The organism is Roseateles aquatilis, assembly GCF_002205645.1.
Taxonomy (GTDB): domain Bacteria; phylum Pseudomonadota; class Gammaproteobacteria; order Burkholderiales; family Burkholderiaceae_C; genus Roseateles; species Roseateles aquatilis.
Map to the genome: position 1 here is coordinate 36,098 of NZ_NIOF01000016.1, position 19,099 is coordinate 55,196.

The 19,099-nt window shown below is 73.6% G+C and carries 9 protein-coding genes; all 9 read left to right on the forward strand.

The genetic code is table 11. The features are described 5' to 3' along the window. Positions 1-27 precede the first annotated feature (27 nt). Entirely contained in the window at positions 28-4,155 is a 4,128-nt protein-coding gene (locus CDN99_RS24220) for a baseplate J/gp47 family protein (RefSeq protein ID WP_088387641.1), read from the forward strand. Further along, entirely contained in the window at positions 4,152-4,973 is an 822-nt protein-coding gene (locus CDN99_RS24225) for a contractile injection system tail -fiber like adhesin (protein ID WP_088387643.1), read from the forward strand. The genes CDN99_RS24220 and CDN99_RS24225 overlap by 4 nt, the downstream gene beginning before the upstream one ends. Then, positions 4,970-7,651 (forward strand): contractile injection system baseplate wedge protein, encoded by a 2,682-nt coding sequence (locus CDN99_RS24230; RefSeq protein ID WP_088387645.1) that lies wholly within the window; start codon positions 4,970-4,972, stop codon positions 7,649-7,651. Before CDN99_RS24225 ends, CDN99_RS24230 begins: the two co-directional genes overlap by 4 nt. Continuing rightward, positions 7,648-10,158 (forward strand): contractile injection system tape measure protein, encoded by a 2,511-nt coding sequence (locus CDN99_RS28790; protein ID WP_088387647.1) that lies wholly within the window; start codon positions 7,648-7,650, stop codon positions 10,156-10,158. Before CDN99_RS24230 ends, CDN99_RS28790 begins: the two co-directional genes overlap by 4 nt. After that, positions 10,142-11,482: an ATP-binding protein gene (locus CDN99_RS24240; RefSeq protein ID WP_088387649.1), complete on the forward strand. Its 1,341-nt coding sequence runs from the start codon at positions 10,142-10,144 to the stop codon at positions 11,480-11,482. The genes CDN99_RS28790 and CDN99_RS24240 overlap by 17 nt, the downstream gene beginning before the upstream one ends. Next, on the forward strand, positions 11,479-14,493 hold the full coding sequence (locus CDN99_RS24245) for an Ig domain-containing protein (RefSeq protein WP_141100964.1): 3,015 nt from the start codon (positions 11,479-11,481) through the stop codon (positions 14,491-14,493). Before CDN99_RS24240 ends, CDN99_RS24245 begins: the two co-directional genes overlap by 4 nt. Then, the gene (locus CDN99_RS24250) at positions 14,490-14,891 is read left to right on the forward strand and encodes a hypothetical protein (RefSeq protein ID WP_088387653.1); all 402 of its coding nucleotides are present in this window, start codon (positions 14,490-14,492) and stop codon (positions 14,889-14,891) included. The genes CDN99_RS24245 and CDN99_RS24250 overlap by 4 nt, the downstream gene beginning before the upstream one ends. A gap of 55 nt (positions 14,892-14,946) precedes the next feature. Next, entirely contained in the window at positions 14,947-15,483 is a 537-nt protein-coding gene (locus CDN99_RS24255) for an eCIS core domain-containing protein (RefSeq protein ID WP_088387655.1), read from the forward strand. A gap of 257 nt (positions 15,484-15,740) precedes the next feature. Further along, positions 15,741-19,004: a di-heme oxidoredictase family protein gene (locus CDN99_RS24260; protein WP_088387657.1), complete on the forward strand. Its 3,264-nt coding sequence runs from the start codon at positions 15,741-15,743 to the stop codon at positions 19,002-19,004. Positions 19,005-19,099 lie beyond the last annotated feature (95 nt).

Below are 19,099 nucleotides of genomic sequence, written 5' to 3' on the forward strand. Positions count from 1 at the left end.
CCCCTTCACCACGGACCGCACAACGCCATGCACCCCGGCTCGCAACAGGACCAACGGCTGCCGCCCGCGCTCGTGCCGGACTACGTCCGTCCCGACGAGCAGGGCGTGGCCCAGCGCCTGATGCAGGCGCTGGCGCTGGCGCGGCAGCTGCGCTTCGTCGATCCGCAGGGTCAGTCCGAAGGCCGCTGGAGCGACGCGATGGAGCCGGACGGCGCGGTGCTGCTGGCGGAGCTGGCGACGCTGCCGGTGACGCTCTGGCAGGCGCGCCTGCGCGACGACGGTCCCTGGGCCGACGACGCGCTGCGCGACCAGTGCCTGCTGCTGGCCCGGCGCCTGGACCGCTGGCACGCGGCGCTGCAGGACCAGGCCGAGGAACAACCCGGCGACGACCGGCTGTTCCGGCCGCTGGCCGACTGGCTGCGGCAGACGCTGCGCACGCAGCTCGGGCCGCGGCTGCGACCGCTGCTGGCGGACCTCGGCCGCGCCGTGGCGGCAGTGCCGGGCGCTGCATCCGGCACAGTACCCGGCGCGGTGGCGGGCACGGCGCCCGGTGCGGCGACCACCGCCACACCAGGCGCCACACCGGGTGCGACTCGGAGGGCGACTCCGGGCACACTGTCCGGCGCGTGGCCCGATGGCGTATTGAGCGCCGCCGAGGCGGCCTCGTCGCGCTGGCATCCCGACTGGGGGCTGGACACGCCGGTGGCCGCGCGCGCGGGCCTGGAGCCGGCGCCCGTCCGGGACGACCGCATGCTGTGGCTCGCGCTGTGCCGCGTGCTGCAGCGGCTGCGCGAGCTGGCCACGCCGCGCGTGGAGGCCGCCCTGGCCGGCGGCCGGCACGATCCGGCGATGGGCCTGCTGCTGGCGTGGACCCAGTTGCTGCAATACAGCCGCGCGCCGCTGAACGCCTTCAACGAGCGGCTCGTCGATCACTACTACGCCGACCGCCTGGGCGTGCCGCGCCGGCCCACCGGCGATCAGCGCGTCTGGCTGGTGCTGGAGGCGTCCCCGCTGCTGGCGGAGCCGGCGGCGATCGCGCCCGGCCAGTGCTTCGTCGCGGCGCTGCCGCGTGGCAGCCGCAGCTATGTCGTCGAGCAGACGCCCCAACTGCAGCCCGTGCGCGTCGACGCGCTGCTGGCGCTGCGGCAGGTGCGCGATCCGTTGATCTCGCCGCAGCGCGAGTACGGCTACGCCAGCGAGATCGTCGCGTGGCGGACCGAGCCCCCGACACCGGCCGCCGCGGCCGACGCCCGCGCCGATTGCCGGCCGCTGCTGGGCGGCGGCGCGGACGCGTCGACGGCGCGGCTCGGCCTGGCCATCACCTCGCCGTTGCTGCTGCTGCGCGAAGGCACGCGGCGGCTCGACATCCTGCTCGAAGTCGGCGGGCCCCTCCTGCCCTCGCCCTCGCCTTCGGGTTCCGCGTCGGCATCGGGCCTGGCGTCCGCGCGCTTCGCCGCCGTCGCGGCCTTCGAAGAGGCGGAGCAGGCCTCCGCCGATCGACCGGAGCCCGGTCGCCGCGAACCGGTCGAGGGCCTGATGCGCCGCCTGCGGCGCCTGTGCCCGGCGATGCTGGACCGGCCATGGCTCGGCTACCTGCTGGCGCGTTGCCTGGCGAGCGCGGCGCCACAGGATCTGGCGCGGCGGCTGGGCCGGCTGATGGCGGTCTGGCTCTGCGCCACCACCGATGAACTGGACCTGCCGACGCTCGCGCTGCTGCGCCGCCATGTGCGCCGCAAGCTCCGGCGCGCGGGTTATCGGTCGTCGCCCGTCGACGTGGACGACCCGCTGGCGCTGCTCTACAGCGACCTGCCGCTGGAGCGCTCGTTGATCTTCAACCGCGTCTTCCATGGCGCCTGGCGCGCCCGGGCCAGCGCGGACGCGGGCTGGCTGGAACTCGGCGCGGTGCAGGCGGCCTATCCGGCGGAGGGCGGCCGCGGGCTGCTGCTCAAGCTGCAACTCGGCGCCGACCTGCCCGGCCTGAGCCCCGCCCGGCCCGAGCTGCACGGTCCCGGCTGGCCGCGCCAGTCGGTGCTGCAACTGCTGCTGGACGGCCGCAGTCGCCTGTTCCCCGCCAGCCTGCTGCAGCAACTGCCGCTGGCGGCGGTCCACCTGAAGGTGGCGGTGCAGGGCCTGCGCTCGCTGCAACTGCACAACCAGCTGGGTCAGCTCGACGCCGGCAAGCCCTTCATGCCCTTCGGTCCGCTGCCCGACACCAGCGCGTACCTGCTGTTCAGCCACGTGGAGCTGATGCGCAAGCCGGTCACGCGGCTGCGGCTGCGGCTGCGCTTCGCCGGGCTGCCGGCCACGACGCTGGCCGCGCATTACGGCGCCTATCCCGACGGCCCCTGGACCCCGGACGCCTTCCGCATCCAGGCCGAGGTGTTGCGCGAGGGCCGCTGGCAGGACGGCGACCAGCCGTCGCGGGCGCTTTTCCCCGAGGATGCCCGCGGCCGGCCGCTGGCGGACCAGACGCTGGACCTGTCGTCGTCGGCCTGGCTGCGACTGCACCAGCCGCAGGCCGACGCCCCCGGCGCCGACTACAGCTCACGCAGCCGCCAAGGCTTCTTCCGGCTGCGCCTGAGCGGACCGGCCGAGGCCTTCGGCCACGCGTTGTATCCGCGCGTGCTCGGCGCGCGGCTGACCGAGAACAGCCGCCTCAAACCCAAGGACCAACTGCCCGCGCCGCTGCCGCCCTACACCCCGGTGCTCGAATTCCTGCGCGCCGACTACGAGGCCGAGGAGCGCATCCAGCCCCGACCGGAAGGCACGCTGTCGGCATCGCCCGCGCAGGCGGCATCGGGCGGATCGGGCGTCGGCGCGGGACTCTCCGGCGAGGGCGCGCCCAGCCAGCTCTTCCACCTGCGGCCCTTCGGCGTGCAGCCGCTGCGGACCTTGCCGCTGCGCCATCGGGTGCCGGTGCTGCCGGCCCAGCCGTCCGAGGGGCAGTTGCTGATCGGCCTGCGCGGCGCGGATCCGGCCGGCACGCTGAGCCTGCTCTTCCTGCTGCGCGCGGAGATGGCGCTGGAAGCGCTGGGCCGACCGGGGCCGACGCTGCGCTGGCAGGCCTGGTGCGACGGCGACTGGCGCACGCTGGAGCCGCATCGCGTGCTGCTGGACAGCACCGACGGCCTGCTGCGCAGCGGCCTGGTGATGCTGGACCTGCCGGCCGGCCTGAGCGCCGACTGCGCCGCGTTGCCGCCGGGCCTGTTCTGGCTGCGCCTGCTGGGCGACGGCGATCTGGATCTGCTGGCGGCCCTCAAGGGCGTGTGGGCCAACGGCGTGAGCGTGCGCCTGGAAGGACCGCCGCGGGACGAGGTCCTGCCCGCCGACAGCATCCGCGCGGCACAGACGCCCATCCCCGGCCTGGCGACGATCCGCCAGCCGTGGCCCTCGCTGCCGCAACGCGTGGCGGAGGATCGGCCGGCCTGGAAGCAGCGCGTCGCCGAGCGGCTGCGCCATCGCGACCGGGCCGTGTCGCCTTGGGACGTGGAGCGGCTGGTGCTGGACGCCTTCCCGGAGGTCTACAAGGTGAAATGCCTGCCGCTGAGCGGACGGCGGCGGGACGACCGCGTGACGGTGGTCGTGGTGCCGACGCTGCCGCCGGGCCACGAGGTCGACGGCACCGAGGCGCCGCGCCTGGACGCCGCCGCCCTGCTGCGCATCCAGCGCCACCTGACGCCGCGCCTGGCGCCCGGCCACCCGCTGCTGGTGCGCAACGCCACCTACGACCGCATCCAGGTGCGCTGCAGCCTGCGGCTGACGCCGGGCGAGCCGGCCGGCAGGCGGCTGCGCGACCTCAACCAGGCGCTGCGCGACTTCCTGTCGCCGTGGCGGCCGGGCGGCATCACCGCCCGCTTCGACTGGCAACTGCGCGCCGAGGAGGTCGAGGCCTACCTGCGCGCCCAGCCCGGCGTGGACGCGGTGGGCGGCGCGTCGCTGCTGCACATCACGCGCGACGACCGGGGCTTCTTCCGCTTCGGCGACTCCGCCCAAGGCGCGCGCGCGATCCGGCCGCGCGCCGGCTGGAGCCTGGCGCTACCCACGCGCGGCCATCTGCTGGAACTGACGGACGACCCGCGCGAGCTGCCCTCCACCAGCGGCCTGGCCCAGCTCAGCGTGGGCGGCAGCTTCATCATCGGACGGGCCGCGGCATGAAGACCGTCAACCGGGACACCCTCAAGAATTACTTCCGCGACGGGCAGATGCCGTCGCAGCGGCACTTCGAGGCCCTCATCGATTCCATGCTCAACATGAACGACGAGGGCTTCCGCAAGAGCGTGGAGCGCGGCGACGAGATCTACGCGCCGGTCGGGCATGACGCGCTGATGAGCTTCTTCCGCGACCAGCAGCCGGAGGACCCGCTCTGGCAACTGCGCCTGGGCCGGACCAACGACCAGCTGCAGGTCCACGTGCCGTCGACGACCACGGGCGCCGTGCCGCCACCGCCGGTGCTGGCGCTGGACAGCCGCCAGCGCGTCGGCCTGGGCACCGACGACCCGCGCACGCGGCTGGACGTGCGCGGCGTGGTGGCCAGCGAAGGCCGCGTCGGCAACTTCGTGGTGCCCGACGGCCTGGTCGCCAACGGCCGCTGGCAAGCCCTGACCCCGGCGCTGAAGGGCTGCCAGGGCTTCGAGGTGATGGCGGGCGCCGGGGTCGAGGGCACCGGCCATTTCGGCCTGCTGCACGCGATCGCGCTGAGCACCTTCAACCCGACACCGACGTGGTTCCCCAGCCGCGGCAGCCGGCGCGGCATCCGCCAGACGCAGGCCTGGTGGGGCCGCCGCTGCGACCGCGTGGAACTGCGCTGGATGGGCAGCCAGGGGCGCGACGCCAGCTATCACCTGGAGATCCGCAGCGGCTGCAACTTCGGCGACGACGTGCCGCTGGTGGCGCAGGTCACCCAGCTCTGGTTCCTGCCCACGATGCTCAGGCAGCGCCCCCGGGCGGATGCGCCGTCGGAGCCCGGACCATGACGGACCTGCGCACCATCCCCCGTCACACCGAGGCGGACCCGCTCGGCTTCGACGCGCTGCGCGCGCTGGCCATCGCGCGGGCGCAAGCCGCCAGCGGCGAGCTGTGGACCGATTTCAACCTGCACGACCCCGGCGTCAGCCTGCTGGAGGCGCTGTGCTTCGCGCTGACCGAGGACATCTTCGCGGCGCGCTGGCCGGTGCCCCGGCTGCTTGGGTTGACGTCGGACGCGGCGTTGGCCGAGCCGACCGCCTGGACGCGGCTGGGACTGCACGACCGCGACACGCTGCTGCCCTGCCGACCGGTCAGCGAGGCCGACTGGCGCCTCTGGCTGGGCCGCCTGCTGCCGGACGCGCGGCAGCTGTCGATGAACGCGCTGCTCGACTGGCGCGGCCGGGCGCAAGGCCTGTGGCGCCTGTCGCTGCAGGCGCGCTCCGATCAACCGCGCTCGGACCTGCGCCTGCGGGCCCGCGCGCTGCGCGCCTGCTGGGCCGGTCGCGCGCTGGGCGAGGACCTGGCCGAGCCGCCACGGCTGCTGCAGCCGCGCTGGGTCCGGCTGGAGATCCACCTGAGCATCAACGGCGAGCGCGACCTCACCGAGCTGCTCGCCGAGCTGCTGCGGCGCTGCGATGCCTGCATCTCCAAACGCGTGCAGACGCCGCTGGAGGGCCAGGACGAGCCGCCCGCGCCGCCGCCGCTGACCGACGATCCCCACCTGCCGGGCGGGCCGCTCGGCCGCCCGACCACGCGGGCCGAACGCCAGTGGCTGGCGGAGGACGACGACTTCCTCTACGCCAGCGACCTGGGCCGCCTGCTGCAGGAGATCCCCGGCATCGCCAGCATCGAGGGCCTGTTCCTGCGCGCCGCCGACGAGGACGACGGCGATCGCCCGGAGGACGCCGACGCACCGCCGGGCAGCGTCGCCCGGCGCGGCGGCGACTGGGCGCTGCGGCTGCGTTGGCCGTCGGAGCCGCGCGACCTGCGGTCCTGGGTCGTGCGGCGCGACGGCATGCGCGTGCAGTTGCCCGAGGACGCACTGCTGGCGCAGCTCGCGCTGCAGCGCCGCGTCGAGCACGAGCGGGAGCTGGCCGTCGCGCGGGCCGGCGCGCCGCCGCGCCATGGCGCGGGCCTGTCGCCGCGCGGCACCACCCAGCCCCGCGCGCAGGCGCCGCTGCCTGCGCTGCCGCCGCGGCGCGACGGCCATCCGGCCGCCAGCGACGCGCTGCCGCCGCTCTACACCGAGGCGCTGCAACTGCGCGCCGCCTCGCAGCCCGGGCTCAAGGCGCAGTGGGCCGGGTATCTGGCGCTGCTGGAGGTCGGGCTCAACCAGGTCCAGCAACAACGCGAGCAACTGCCGCGGCTCTACGCCCTGGACCAGGAGGACACGCGCAGCTATTGGCACGAGTGGCCGGGCGACGCGCAACTGCCCGGCATCGAGGCGCTGTACCTGGCGGACCGGCACGCGCGGCAGGACGCGGCCGAGCTCGATGCCGACCGCCTGGATCGGCGCCACCGGCTGCTCGATTTCCAGCTCGCGCTGCATGGCGAGGTCCTGGACCAGACGGTGCTGCAAGGCCTGCCGCGTTATCACACGCCGCCGGCCTGGCCGGTGCACCTGCTCAACCTGAAGCGGCTGTTCATGCGCCGCGTGCTGCGACTGGGCCGCGACCGCGGGGCCGGCGCCGACTACAGCCAGCCGCTGCTCGGCAATGCGGACAACACGCCGCCGCTGCAGGAGCGGCTGGGTTTGATGCTCGGCCTGGTCCAGACACAGAGCCGGTCCCTGACCCGCGTGCTGAAGCAATTGGGCGAGCAGGACCTGACGCTGGAACCCGAACCGCCGCTGCCCACCGCCGCCGAACCCGCCCGGCGCCGGCCCTCCGGCGCCACGCGCCTCACCGAGGTCGCCCAGACGCCGGCCGCGCCGCGGGCCCCCGCGCGCACCGCCGCGCTGCTGGACCCCGACCTGCCGCGCCAACCGGTGGACTGGTCCCGGCTCGCCCCGCGGTTGCGACGCTGGATGGACGCTCAAGGTCTGACCCGGCTGCCGATGGCACTGCTGCGCGAGGCCGTGCGCCCGTCGCAGTTCCGCTATCGCGCCGACACCCGGGAGTTGCGCCTGGACCCCGACGGCGACGCGCCCGGCTGGCTGCTGGCACGCGATCTGGACGGCGCTGGCGCCCGCTCGCTGGCCCGTGAGCTGCATGCCGCCGCCTGCCAGTTGCAGGCCGACGGCGAGGGCCTGCATCTGGTGGAGCATCTGCTGCTGCGCCCGCTCGTGGCGACGGGCGGTGCCAAGGCTGGCGTTCACCGTGTCAGCCTGATCTTCAGCGGCTGGACGGCGCGCGGCCGTGATCCGCGCTTTCGCCAGCTCGCGGCTCAGATCGTGGAACGCGAGGCGCCGGTGCACCTGCACTGCGAGTTGCTGTGGCTGAACGCGCCCGACATGCTGGCGTTCGAGGCGCTGTGGATCGATTGGCTGCGGGATCGGCAGAAACACGATCTGGCGCTGCTGGACAGCGACGCGCCCGCCGACCTTCGCGATGCACTGGCCACCAGCGCCGCCGCGTTGCGCGACTGGTTGCACCGCTGGCGAATCCGCAACGCACCGAACGGACCACGCACGCGGCACGCCGCCCGCCACGCGCGCAGGACACGCGCTCCCCGGGGGACCCGATGACCACGCACCGCATCGAGACCCTGCGCTGGGACCTGCGCCATCGCAACGCGCTGTCCGCCACCGGCGCGCAGGACCTGCACCAGCGGCTGATGCTGTTCCTGCGTCGCCAGGGCCTGGCCGGCATCGAGACCTGCTTCGACCGCGCCTGCCCGCCGGATCAGGTCTGGATCCTCCCGACGCTGACGCTGGACCTGGGCACCATCGACCGCCATCAGAGCGAACGCCAATGGGAGGAGCGGCTCACCACCGCGCTGCGCGCCGCGCTGGCGCAAGCCGCCGCCGGGGCTGACGTGCAGCCGCCGCTGCCGATGCGACGCAGCGGCGAAGGCCCGCATGAGGTGGCGCAGTTCCTGCACTACCTGCGTCACGGCCATCTGCCGTGGGGGCGCGACTTCAACGGTCGGCAGGCGCTGTCGACCTGGCTGACGCGGCTGGCCCGTCAACACGGCGCCGGGCTGTGGCGCGCGCTGCTGCACGATCCGGCGCGGGACCGGCTGCTGGTGCGGCTGTCGCTGATCAGCCCGCACGACGGCTTGCAGGCGCTGATCGCGCAGCGCGATCCCGACCTCGCCACCACGCTGCGGCAGATGGACGACGAGGCCTTGCTGCCGCTGCAGGGCAGCGGTCGGCTCAGCGCCTACCAGCGCGGCCAGTTGCAGCAGGCGCTGCGCGTCGCGGCGCTGCGGCAACTGTGGGGTCGCCGGGGCGGGCGGCTCTCCGCGCATGGCCGCCGCGATCTGCTGACGGCCTGGCGCCGCCTGCTGGCCGAGGCGCTGGGCACCGGCTGGCGGGCGCTGATGGCGGCGTCGACGGCGTCCGCGCGGACGGAGGCGCGAGCGCGTCGTCCCGACGGCGACCTGCTGCACGAACTGCTGGCCGCGGACGACCGCGACGATGCGCTCCGGCCCGTCGATGCCCGGGCGGACGTCGACGGCCCCGGCCGCACCTGGGAACACGCGCTGCTGCAGTTGCAGACCCTGCTGCGCCAACGCCGGCCCGCGCAGGGCGAGCGGCTGCGTCGCCTGCTGACCAGCCTGGCCGCCGCGCAGCCGGCGCTGCTGCGTCAACGGTTGCAGGGCTGGGCCTCGCAGCGCCGCGAGCGGCGCACCTGGTCGCTGGCGCTGGAGCCCGCCAGCATGAGCCTGCTGCTGGCGGCGATGAGCCCGCGGCCGCTGCCGGGGCTGTCCGCGGCCGCCGCGCCGCACTGGGCGGAATCGCTGCGCCAGACCGCCCTGCGCCTGCAACGCGAGGCCCCGGCCGGCCAGCGCCCCGGCCTGGGCCGCCTGCGCGCGCTGCTGATGCAGGCGAGCCTGCGCCAGGTGCTGGAGGGCCGCCGCCTGCCCGATCAGCATCAGGGCTGGCAGGCATTGTGGCGACAGGCGTGGCAGGACTGGCAAGGGCGCGGCGACGACGGCGTGGAGGCGCCGCGCCCCCGCGCGAGCCCCGCGACGAAGTCCGATGCCGAGGGGGCGGACGACGACATGGACGCGCGCGACGCCTCGGCCACACCGCCGCCGCGTCGCCGACGAGGCGACACCGCCAAGGCCGCGGACGCCACCGACCGCGCGCTGCTGCACCTGGAGCGCGAATGCCGCGACGGCCGCTGGTCATGGCCGCAGCGGCTGCGGCTGGCACGCCTGCTCGAAACGCCGGACGGCTGCGACCGCTGGCTGCGGCTGTTCAGCGAGAACCGCCGCTGGCGCATGCTGCAGGCGCAGTTCGGCGCGATGGCCGAGCCGCTGCGGCAACGCGCCGGCCGCCTCGGCCGCTGGCTGCAAGGGCTGGTGCGCGAGCCCGTCGCGGCCCTGGCGGAACACTGGCGGCGCCTGTGCCGCCACCTCTTCATCCAGGGGCTGAGCCCGGACGCGGCGAGCCTGCGCCGGAACTACCAGGACGAGGCGCTGCCCGCCTCGCCGCCGGCCTCGATGGCGACGGGCCCCGCCGCCGCCACGCGCCGCGACGCCGTCGCCATCGCCGTCTCCAACCGCGATCCGATCTGGGTCGACGACGCGGGCCAGGTGTTGCTGGCCGCCTATGCCGAACGCCTGTTCAAGCACCTGAACCTGCTGCGGGACGGCCGCTTCATCGACGCCGAGGCGCAATCGACGGCGGTGCAATGCCTGCAGACGCTCTGCCACGGGCCGGGCCCGGCGGACGAGTCCTGCACCGTGCTGTCGCGCCTGCTGTGCGGGGCGCCGCCGGACGAGGTCCTGCCGCCGGTGCCGCCCTGCGACGCCGAGCGGCTGGCGCTGCTGGAGCAACTGCTGGCCGCCGTCGTCGCGCACTGGAAGGCGGTGGGCAACACCACGGTGGCGGGCCTGCGCGAAAGCTTCCTGCAGCGCCAGGGCCGCCTGCAGGAGGACAAGCCTCGTGCCGGCGAGCCGCCGCGCTGGCGGCTGCGCGTGCAGCCGCGCGGCTTCGACGTGCTGCTGGATCGGCTGCCCTGGAGCTTTCACACCATCCGCCTGCCCTGGATGCCTGGAGTGCTGCATGTGGAATGGCGCTGACACCCCGCACGCGCAGGCGCTGCGCCTGGAGCTGGACTGGCTGTCCCGCGTGCTGGACCTGCGCCTGGAGCAGCACTTCCGGCAGGACGGCGAGCTGCTGGAGCGCGCCCCGCCCCCGCCCGAGCCGCCGCCCGACAGCGAGCTCGCGGCCTGGGTCCACGACCTGCCGCTGGACCTGCACGGGCGGCTGCTGCTGGCGCTCGCGCTGGCGCCGCACCTGCGGCCGTCGGCGCTGGACCTGCTCTTCATGCGCAACCAGAACCTGGAGCGCGGCTTCACCGAGTTCGGCGGCATCAAGGCGCAGGCGCACGGGGGTTTCCTGCCCACGGGCGAGACGGCCGCCTTCCTGCTGGCCGGCGATCGGCTGCGGGACCGGCTGGCGCTGCTGGACTGGTTCGACGCGCCGCATCCGTTGATGGCCGGCGGACACCTGCGCCTGGACACGCCGCCCGCGGGCGAGCCGCGGCTGTGCGGCGCCCTGCTGCTCAGCGGCGAGGCATTGCAGCGCCTGTGCACCGGCGCCGCGGACAAGCCCGACTACAGCGTCAACTTCCCCGCCAAGCGCATCACCAGCACGCTGGACTGGGACGACCTGGTGCTGGCGCCGGAGGTGCTGGACGAGGTCAACCAGATCCGCGCCTGGATGACCGACGGCGAGCTGCTGATGCGCGACTGGGGCCTGGCGCGCGCGCTCAAGCCGGGCTATCGCGCGCTCTTCCACGGACCGCCCGGCACCGGCAAGACGCTGACCGCGACGCTGATCGGCGGCAAGGAGCGGGACGTCTACCGCATCGACCTGTCGATGGTGGTGTCCAAGTACATCGGCGAGACGGAGAAGAACCTGGCGCGCGTCTTCGATCAGGCGCAGAGCCGCCGCTGGGTGCTGTTCTTCGACGAGGCCGACGCGCTCTTCGGCAAGCGCGGCGCGGCGCAAAACGCCAACGACCATCACGCCAATCAGGAGATCGCCTACCTGCTGCAACGCGTCGAGGACTTCCCCGGCGTGGTGATCCTGGCCAGCAACCTGCGCGGCAACCTGGACGAGGCGTTCTCGCGGCGCTTCCAGTCGATGATCCATTTCCCGATGCCGGACGGCGACCAGCGGCTGCGCCTGTGGCGCGGCATGCTGCACGAGCGCCACCTGGGGGCCGATGTCGAGCTGGAGCCGCTGGCGCGGCGCTACGAGCTGTCCGGCGGCGCCATCGCCAACGTGATCCGCCATGCCGCCCTGGCCGCGCGGCGCCAGGGCCGCGACGCGGTGAACCAGTCCGAGCTGCGAGCCGGCATCGCGCGGGAACTGCGCAAGGAAGGGAGGACGCTGTGAGCAAGCTCCGTCTGTCGGCGCGATCCTGGACCGCCTGCGGCGCGGCGGCGCTGGCCGCGATCGCCGTCTGCGTCGGCGCGTGGGCGGCGGCCTCCGGGCCGACCGGGTCCGCGCCAACTGCGTCAGCGGCATCAGCGGCGGCGGCGCTGACACCTCCCGGCCGGGTCGGCGCAGCTTCGGCGGCGGTCGGTGTGCCGGCGCCAGGGGCCTCGGGCAACGCCGGCACCTCGGCCTCGGCTGGCCCCGCAGGCCCGACGGGCACCTCAGGCTCCCTGGGCACCTCGGGCTCCACCGGCACCCCGGGCGCGGCGGCCGACGCCGTCGCGACGAGCCCCCTGCGCACGCCCACCGTGTCCGCGGTCCCCGTGCCCAAGCCTTCGGCCGTGCCGTCCCCGGGACAGCCGACATCGCCACCGGCCGCGCCGTCCAACCTGCCGTCCACGGCGGCCTCCTCGCCGACGATCTGCATCGTGCCGACGGGCGATCGTTCGGCCTTTCCGTCGGCGGCATCGGACGCCACCGGCGGCGCCTGCTGCTGCGGCAGTGGCAGCCGCGGGGCGTTGCGGCTGCCCCGGCCGCCGGAAACGCTGCCCCCGGCGCGGCAGGGTCGCGCCTACCTGCAGACGCTGTCCGCCGAGGGCGGCCGACCGCCCTACCAGTTCACGGTGGTCGACGGCGACCTGCCGCAAGACCTGACCCTGGATGCGCGTGGCACGATCGCGGGGACGCCGCCGAGGGTGCAGGCCACGCGTTTCGTCGTGCTGGTGACGGACCGGGCGGGCACCCGTCTGCATCAGACCTTCGATCTGCGCGTGCTGGGCGCACGCAAGCCCGAGCCTCCAGCATCGGCCGCGTCCGCGCCGGCCGTGCCCAAGCCCCAGCGCCCGGCGCCGCTGACCTCGTTGGAGATCGCCCACGCCTCGGCCCAGGCGGCATCGCGTCCGACGGCGACGGTCTATGAACTGCCCGCTGGCGTGGTGGAGGCCATCAAGGCCTTGATTCCCGCGAAGAGCGGCAAGGGAGACGGGGCCTCGTCCGACCTCGACGCCGCCCCGAGCGCCGACGCTGGCGCCGGGACGGACACGCCGGCCACGTCGACCTCGGTGGCCGAAGCAGCCGCGACACCGGCACCGACGCTGCCGGAGCTGCCCACCGACGTGCCCTGGACCGAGGACCAGCAGAACCAGTTGAACGGCGTGCTGCAACCGTTGCTGTCCAAGGTCTATTTGACGCGCGACCTGTTCGAGGATGCCTTGCGGGCGCGCAGTTGCGAGCAGGCCTGGTTGCTGGTCTCCAACGAGGCCGCGCGGCTCAAGCAGAGCGCGGGGGACAAGGCGATCTATCTGGAAGACTGCCTGCGCCGCCACCAGACCGCCGAGACGGACCGCGCGACGTCCGCGACCGCGTCGGCGCCACGGCGCAAGGCCGCGAGCGCGTCCGCGTCCGCGCCCGCCTCCGCCGCATCGGCGCCGACGACGCTCAAGCCGGCGGACGTCGGCGTCTGGCTGCTGCCGCCCGGTCTGGTCACCTGGTTGAGCCAGGCTGCGCGCATCCAGAGGCCGCTGGGCACGTCGAGGTTGCTGAACTGGGTCGCCGCGGCCGATTGCGGGTGCGCGGCCGCGCGCGAGAACCAGCCGCTTTATGCCTTCTATCCGGCCTGGTTCAGCGAGCCGCCTCCCGACGCCCCCGCCGAAGACGCCCCCAGCAGCAGCGACGGCGGCGCCAGCGGTGCCGGCAACGCCAAGGGCGAACCCCAGAAGGGGCGGCCCCAGACGATGGACTTCAGCGTGATCAACCGCATCAGCTACTTCGCCCTGCCGATGGCCGATGACCTGGCGCTGCCCCCCGGCTGGGCCCAGGACGCCAAGGCGACGGCGTTCGTGCGCACCGCGCGGCGGCACGGCACGCGCGTGGACCTGGTGCTCTACAACAACGACTGGCGTTTCCTGCAGCAGGCCGATCCGGCGCAATGGGCCGCCGAGCGCCAGTGGCGCATCCAGCGCCTGACGACCCGCCTGCGCGAGCTGCTGGACACGCCGCTGCCCGGGCTGGGCGAACGCGCCAAGGCGTGGCTGCCGGGCTTCGGCGAGGCGCAGTACCTCGCGGACGGCGTGACGCTGGTCTTCGACGACCTCCCGGCACGCGACACGCAGGAGGCACGCCGCTTCGCCTCGTTCTATCCGGCGTTCGTGCGCGGGCTCGCGGAGGCCATGGCCAGGAACCCCGGGCGCCAGTACGCGATCAATCTCGTGATGACCGGCAATCAGGTGACGGGTCGACCCGCGCGCAACGCGGACGCGCCCTTCGACGTGGCGACGCTGTTCGAGCTGCTCAAGGCCGTCGAGAAGCCCAAGATCGTGGAGGGCCGCATCGTCACCGGGCGGCAGGACTATCGACGCGACGGCAACGTGGAGCTGCGCTTCCTGGTGCTGTTGCCGGAGCCCACGACGCTGTCCAAGAAGCTGCTGCGTCGCACCGTGGAGGAGAGCTCCGCCGTGCAGGGCACCGACCGGCGCATCTTCCTGCGCAGCATCGTGCCGGTGATGCAGGTGCCGCCCCTGGAGAATCAGCAGTTCCAGGACGATCTGGCCTACGCGGAGGACAACTTCGGCGGCATGGGTGTCTGGCCGCTGCCCGAGTTCAACACGAACAACCTGAAAGACCTGAAGTCCATCTTCGGGCCGGACCCCGGCCTGGGCGTGCAGTCGACCCTGTGCGGCTGGATCTGCCCGAACCGCTGGTGGGTGCGGCTGGCCTTCGAGCTGCTGGTGCTGGCGGGCGTGGTGATCTGGGTCGCGCTGCAGCTCAATTGCGGCTGGCGCCAGCGCTACGGCCGCATCGCCTTGCTGGCCGGCGTGCCGCCCGCGCTGGTGGCTTTCGCGCTGAGCGCCTGCGACCCGGCCCTGGCCTTCCTGCGCGACAGCGGCATGCTGATGCTGGGCATCGCCGTCGCGGCGCTGGTGGTGTTCCTGATCGTCGCCATGCTGAAACGAAAGGTGGAGAACCCATGAAGAAGCATCAACCCCAAGCCGAGGCCGCGCCGGCCCAGCGCCGCGCCGCCAGTGAAGGCGCCGCCGGCCGCCCCGCCCCCGCGGACAGCCCGCGCCAGAGCGCGCAAGGCGCGCAACTGGCGCAGCTGCGCGCCGGCGCGAAGCCCGTCCCGGCCGCCGCCACGAGCGCCGAGGCGCCCGTGCAGCGCGTGGAGGGCGAGCGCAAGGCCAAGGGCCACAGCCTGGGCCCGTCCCATTCGAAGAACCGCGGCGGCAAGATCACGTCGCACAAGGCCGGCAAGGCCCGCACGGAAGACCCGGGCATCAGCGCCGCCAAGAACGGCCGGCGCCGGCGCATGATGGAGGCGAACGTCAGCAACTCGATCGCCAAGTCCAGCGGCAAGCCCGGCGGCAAGTAGCCGGCCCGGCGACCCGTCCACGCCGACCCTGCGCGAGACAACGGGAGATCCGACCATGAAACGATCCCAAGACGGCCCCGCCGTGGAGCCACGTCACGAGCCGGCCGCGCAGCGCGCGCAGGACGACGGCGCGGCACCGGCCGGCGCCGACAGCCAGGCGCTGGACGCGAGCCCCCGCCAGACCGTGCAGCGCCACAAGCTGGCGCAGTTGCGCAAGGGCAAGGCGCCCGCCGCCCGCTCGGAGGACCGAGGCGGCCTGCCCGCGCCGCTGCGCGAGGGCATGGAGTCCTTGTCCGGCATGAGCCTGGACAACGTGCAGGTGCACTACAACTCCGCCAAGCCCGCGCAGCTCAACGCCCATGCCTACGCGCAAGGCCGGGACATCCACCTCGCGCCGGGCCAGGAGCGGCACCTCCCGCACGAGGCCTGGCACGTCGTGCAGCAGGCGCAGGGCCGCGTCAAGCCGACCATGACGATGGGCGGCGGCGTGCCGGTCAACGATCACGCGCATCTGGAGCGCGAGGCGGATTCGATGGGCGCGAAGGCGATGAGCACGCAGCGCAAGGCGGTCAAGGACGAGGACAAGGGCTGAGGGCGCAAGACCTGACCCCACTTCGGCCGGCGACGACCCGCGTCGCCGTGAGCACCTCGTCAGATGGCCGTCATGTTTCCGTTATGTATCCGGATGAGAGCAATCTGAAACAGATTAAAACTTGTCCTGCGCCAAGCTGGAAAACCATACTTCGCGCCGCGTGACCCCTTCACCGGGGACACGCGGCGGCGCACCGCGAGACAGCGGAGCCCGCCCACACCGCACCAACGCATGCCGCAGGCACGGGAGGGATGAGGATGGCGATCAAGATCAGGCAAGTCGGGCTCGGCTCGACGTTCGGGCAACTCGCGAGCGGCGCGCTGCTGCCCGCCGTGCTGGGGAGCGTGCTGCTCGCCGCCTGTGGCGGCGGCGGCGGCGAGAGCAGGACGGAGGTCGGCATCCAGTCGGCCGGCGTCGGCGAGGTCACCGCGGATTCCGCGGCCCGCGCGAAGGCGATGGCCGGCGACAGCAGCGAGACCGCGCTGACGCCCACCGGCGCGACCTCCAGCTCCAATGAACGCGGCGACCTGTCCGCCGACAAGGCGATCGACCACGACGACGGCAGCCGCTGGGGCAGCGGCTTCACCGACAACGAGTGGCTGACGCTGGACTACGGCAAGGCCGTCGACATCGCCCGCGTGCGCATCCAGTGGGAGAACGCGCACGCCAGGCGGTACGCGATCCAGGTCTCCGACGACGGCAAGACCTTCGCCACGATCAAGACGGTGGAGAACAGCGCCGGCGGCGTCGAGGACATCGGCGGCCTGGCCGGCCACGGTCGTTTCCTGCGCATCCAGGGCCTGAGCCGCTCGACGCAGTACGGCTACTCGATCTTCGAGATCCAGGCCTTCAGCGGCACGCCCGTGCCGCCCACCACGCCCACCGATCCCACCGCGCCCACCAACCCGGACCAGCCGCCGGTCACGCCGCCCGATGGCGACACCAGCCGGCCCGGCGTCGCCGTCAGGCCCGTCACGGTGACGGCCTCCAGCGTCGAGAACGGCGGCCTGTCCGCGGCCAACGCCGTCGACGGCAACGCGGCCACGCGCTGGGCCAGCAAGGCCGAGGACGGCGCCTGGCTGCAGTTCGAGTTCGCCTCGCCGGTGAACCTGGGCTACATGAAGCTGGTCTGGGAGAACGCCTACGGCAAGGCCTACGCGCTGCAGGTCTCCAACGACGGCAAGACCTGGACCCAGCTGCGCGAGGTCCAGAACGGCAAGGGCGGCGCCGAGGAGTTCTTCAACCTCGGCGTCAAGACGCGCTTCGTCCGCATGCAGGGCATCGCGCGGGCGACCAACTACGGCTACTCGCTGTTCGAGGTCGAGTTCAAGACCATCGGCAGCGACAACAGCCTGCCGACGCAGGCGACCTCGCCGCTGCCCTTCCCCGCCAACGGCAACAACCTGGCGGCGCTCTTCGCTCCGCAGGCGCCGGTCGAGACGCTGCAGTTCACGCTGCCGGACGGCACCTTGATCACGCGCTTCGGCAACCGCGGCGTGGGCCGCCACGGCCGTGAGCGCGGCGAGGACTGGAACGAGATCGGCTACGGCCCCAACGACACCGTGGACGCCGCCGGCAATCCGGTCGACAAGGGTCCGGGCGCCTACCTGACCTTCGTGCCCAACTACTTCAAGAACCGCACCTGGGGCCTGGAGATCATCGACAACAGCCGCGTCGCGGGCGTCACCCGGCCGCAGTTGAAGGTCAACACCTACAACCAGGTCGACTTCCTGCCCGGCGGCACCGCGTTCTTCCGCGCCTTCGACCGCGTCGGCGTGACCGGCTACGGCTGGATGAACAACGGCGCGCTGGTGGGCAGTCCCGACCAGGTCTGCAAGCCGGTCGCCTACCCGGCCAACGGCCAGCTCGGCACCGACAACTGCACGGTGCTGATCAAGGACTATCCGGGCCACGCGGCGCTGGACGCCAACGGCTTCCCGAACGGCCAGAACGTGCCGGCGCGGCCGCTGGTCGTGGGCGACGCGATCGAGGTGGCGCCGTCGATGTTCTCGACGACCGCGGCGATGCAGGCCAAGGGCGACAACGGCGGCATCCGCTACTACGCCAACGAGTGGGTCTACGTGGTGGGGCAAGGCCTGGCCCCGTGGTACGGCGTGCAGCCGCGCCTGAACAGCGTGCCGCTGCCGGAGGCGACGCTGTCGGGTGGGTCGGGCTCCGTGTCCTACAACTATTCGGACGAAGGCTTCCGGATGTTCCAGCAGCCGTCCAACAACGTGGGCATGCAGAACATGCAGCGTTTCGTCGAGGGCCGCCGGCTGGTGCACAGCAGCTTCGTCACCGGCGAGCACTCGGAGCCCGGCAACGACCGCATGGACGCGATCGCCAACCTGGCCGGTCCGCGCTTCAATCAGGCCGCCTGCGTGCAGTGCCACACCAACAACGGTCGCAGCCCGGCGCCATGGGCCATCGGGCAGCGGCTGGACACGATGTCGGTGCACGTCGGCGCGCTCGGGGCCGACGGCCGCGTGCGCCCCGATCCGCGTTACGGCGCGACGATCCAGATGAACGCCCGCTCCGCCAGCGGCAGCCCGCAGAACTGGGGCAACGACGTGCGCGTCGTCGGTTTCGACACCCGCGGCGTCAAGCTCGCGGACGGCACCGTCGTCGAGCTGCGCAAGCCCAGGCTGGCCTTCGACGGCCCGGTGCCGGCGCTGTACTCGGCGCGCAGCGCGCAGCCGATGATCGGCGTCGGCCTGCTGGAGGCGGTGCCGGAGGCCGACATCCTGGCGCGCGTGCGCGCCGTGCCGGACGTGGACGGCGTGCTGGGCAAGGCCAACTTCGTCTTCGACCCCGAGTCCGGCGCGGTGCGCCTGGGCCGCTTCGGCTGGAAGGCGTCCAAGGCCAGCCTGCGTCATCAGGTGGCCGCGGCGCTGCTGAACGACATGTCGGTGACCTCGCCGATCTACCCGAACCGCGGCTGCGCCGCCGATCCGGCGGGCTGCCGCTCGGGCCCGGCGCAGAAGGGCATCGGCGAGGCGGACCTGGCCTCGCTGACGCGCTACATGGAGTTGATCGCGGTGCCGGCCCAGCGCAGCCTGCCCAGCGGCTTCCCCAAGGGCGTGGCGCCGCTGGACGAGCACCGCGTCGATCCGCTGCAGGTGGCGGCCGGCCGCCGGGTCTTCGACGCGCTGCGCTGCGCGGCCTGCCACACGGCGGAGATGAAGACGGGCAAGACCCACCCCTTCGCGGAACTGCGCGACCAGACCATCCGCCCCTTCACCGACCTGCTGCTGCACGACATGGGCCCCGCCCTGGCGGACGCCCTGCCGGAGGGCCAGGCGCAGGGCGCGATGTGGCGCACCGCGCCGCTGTGGGGCATCGGCTATACCGACAAGGTGCAGGCCGCCACGAAGGTCGGCTACCTGCACGACGGCCGCGCCCGCACCGTCACCGAAGCCATCCTGTGGCACGGCGGCGAGGCGGAGAAGTCACGCGCGCGCTTCGAGCAACTGTCGACGGCGGACCGGGAGGCGCTGCTGGCCTGGCTGAGGAGCCTGTGAGCGCGAAGGGCGGCGCGGCGGGCGCCGCCCTGCCCTGCGTCACCGAGGGGAAGGACGGCGCCCGCGGGCGCCGGTCGGCCCCAGGGCCGCGAGCG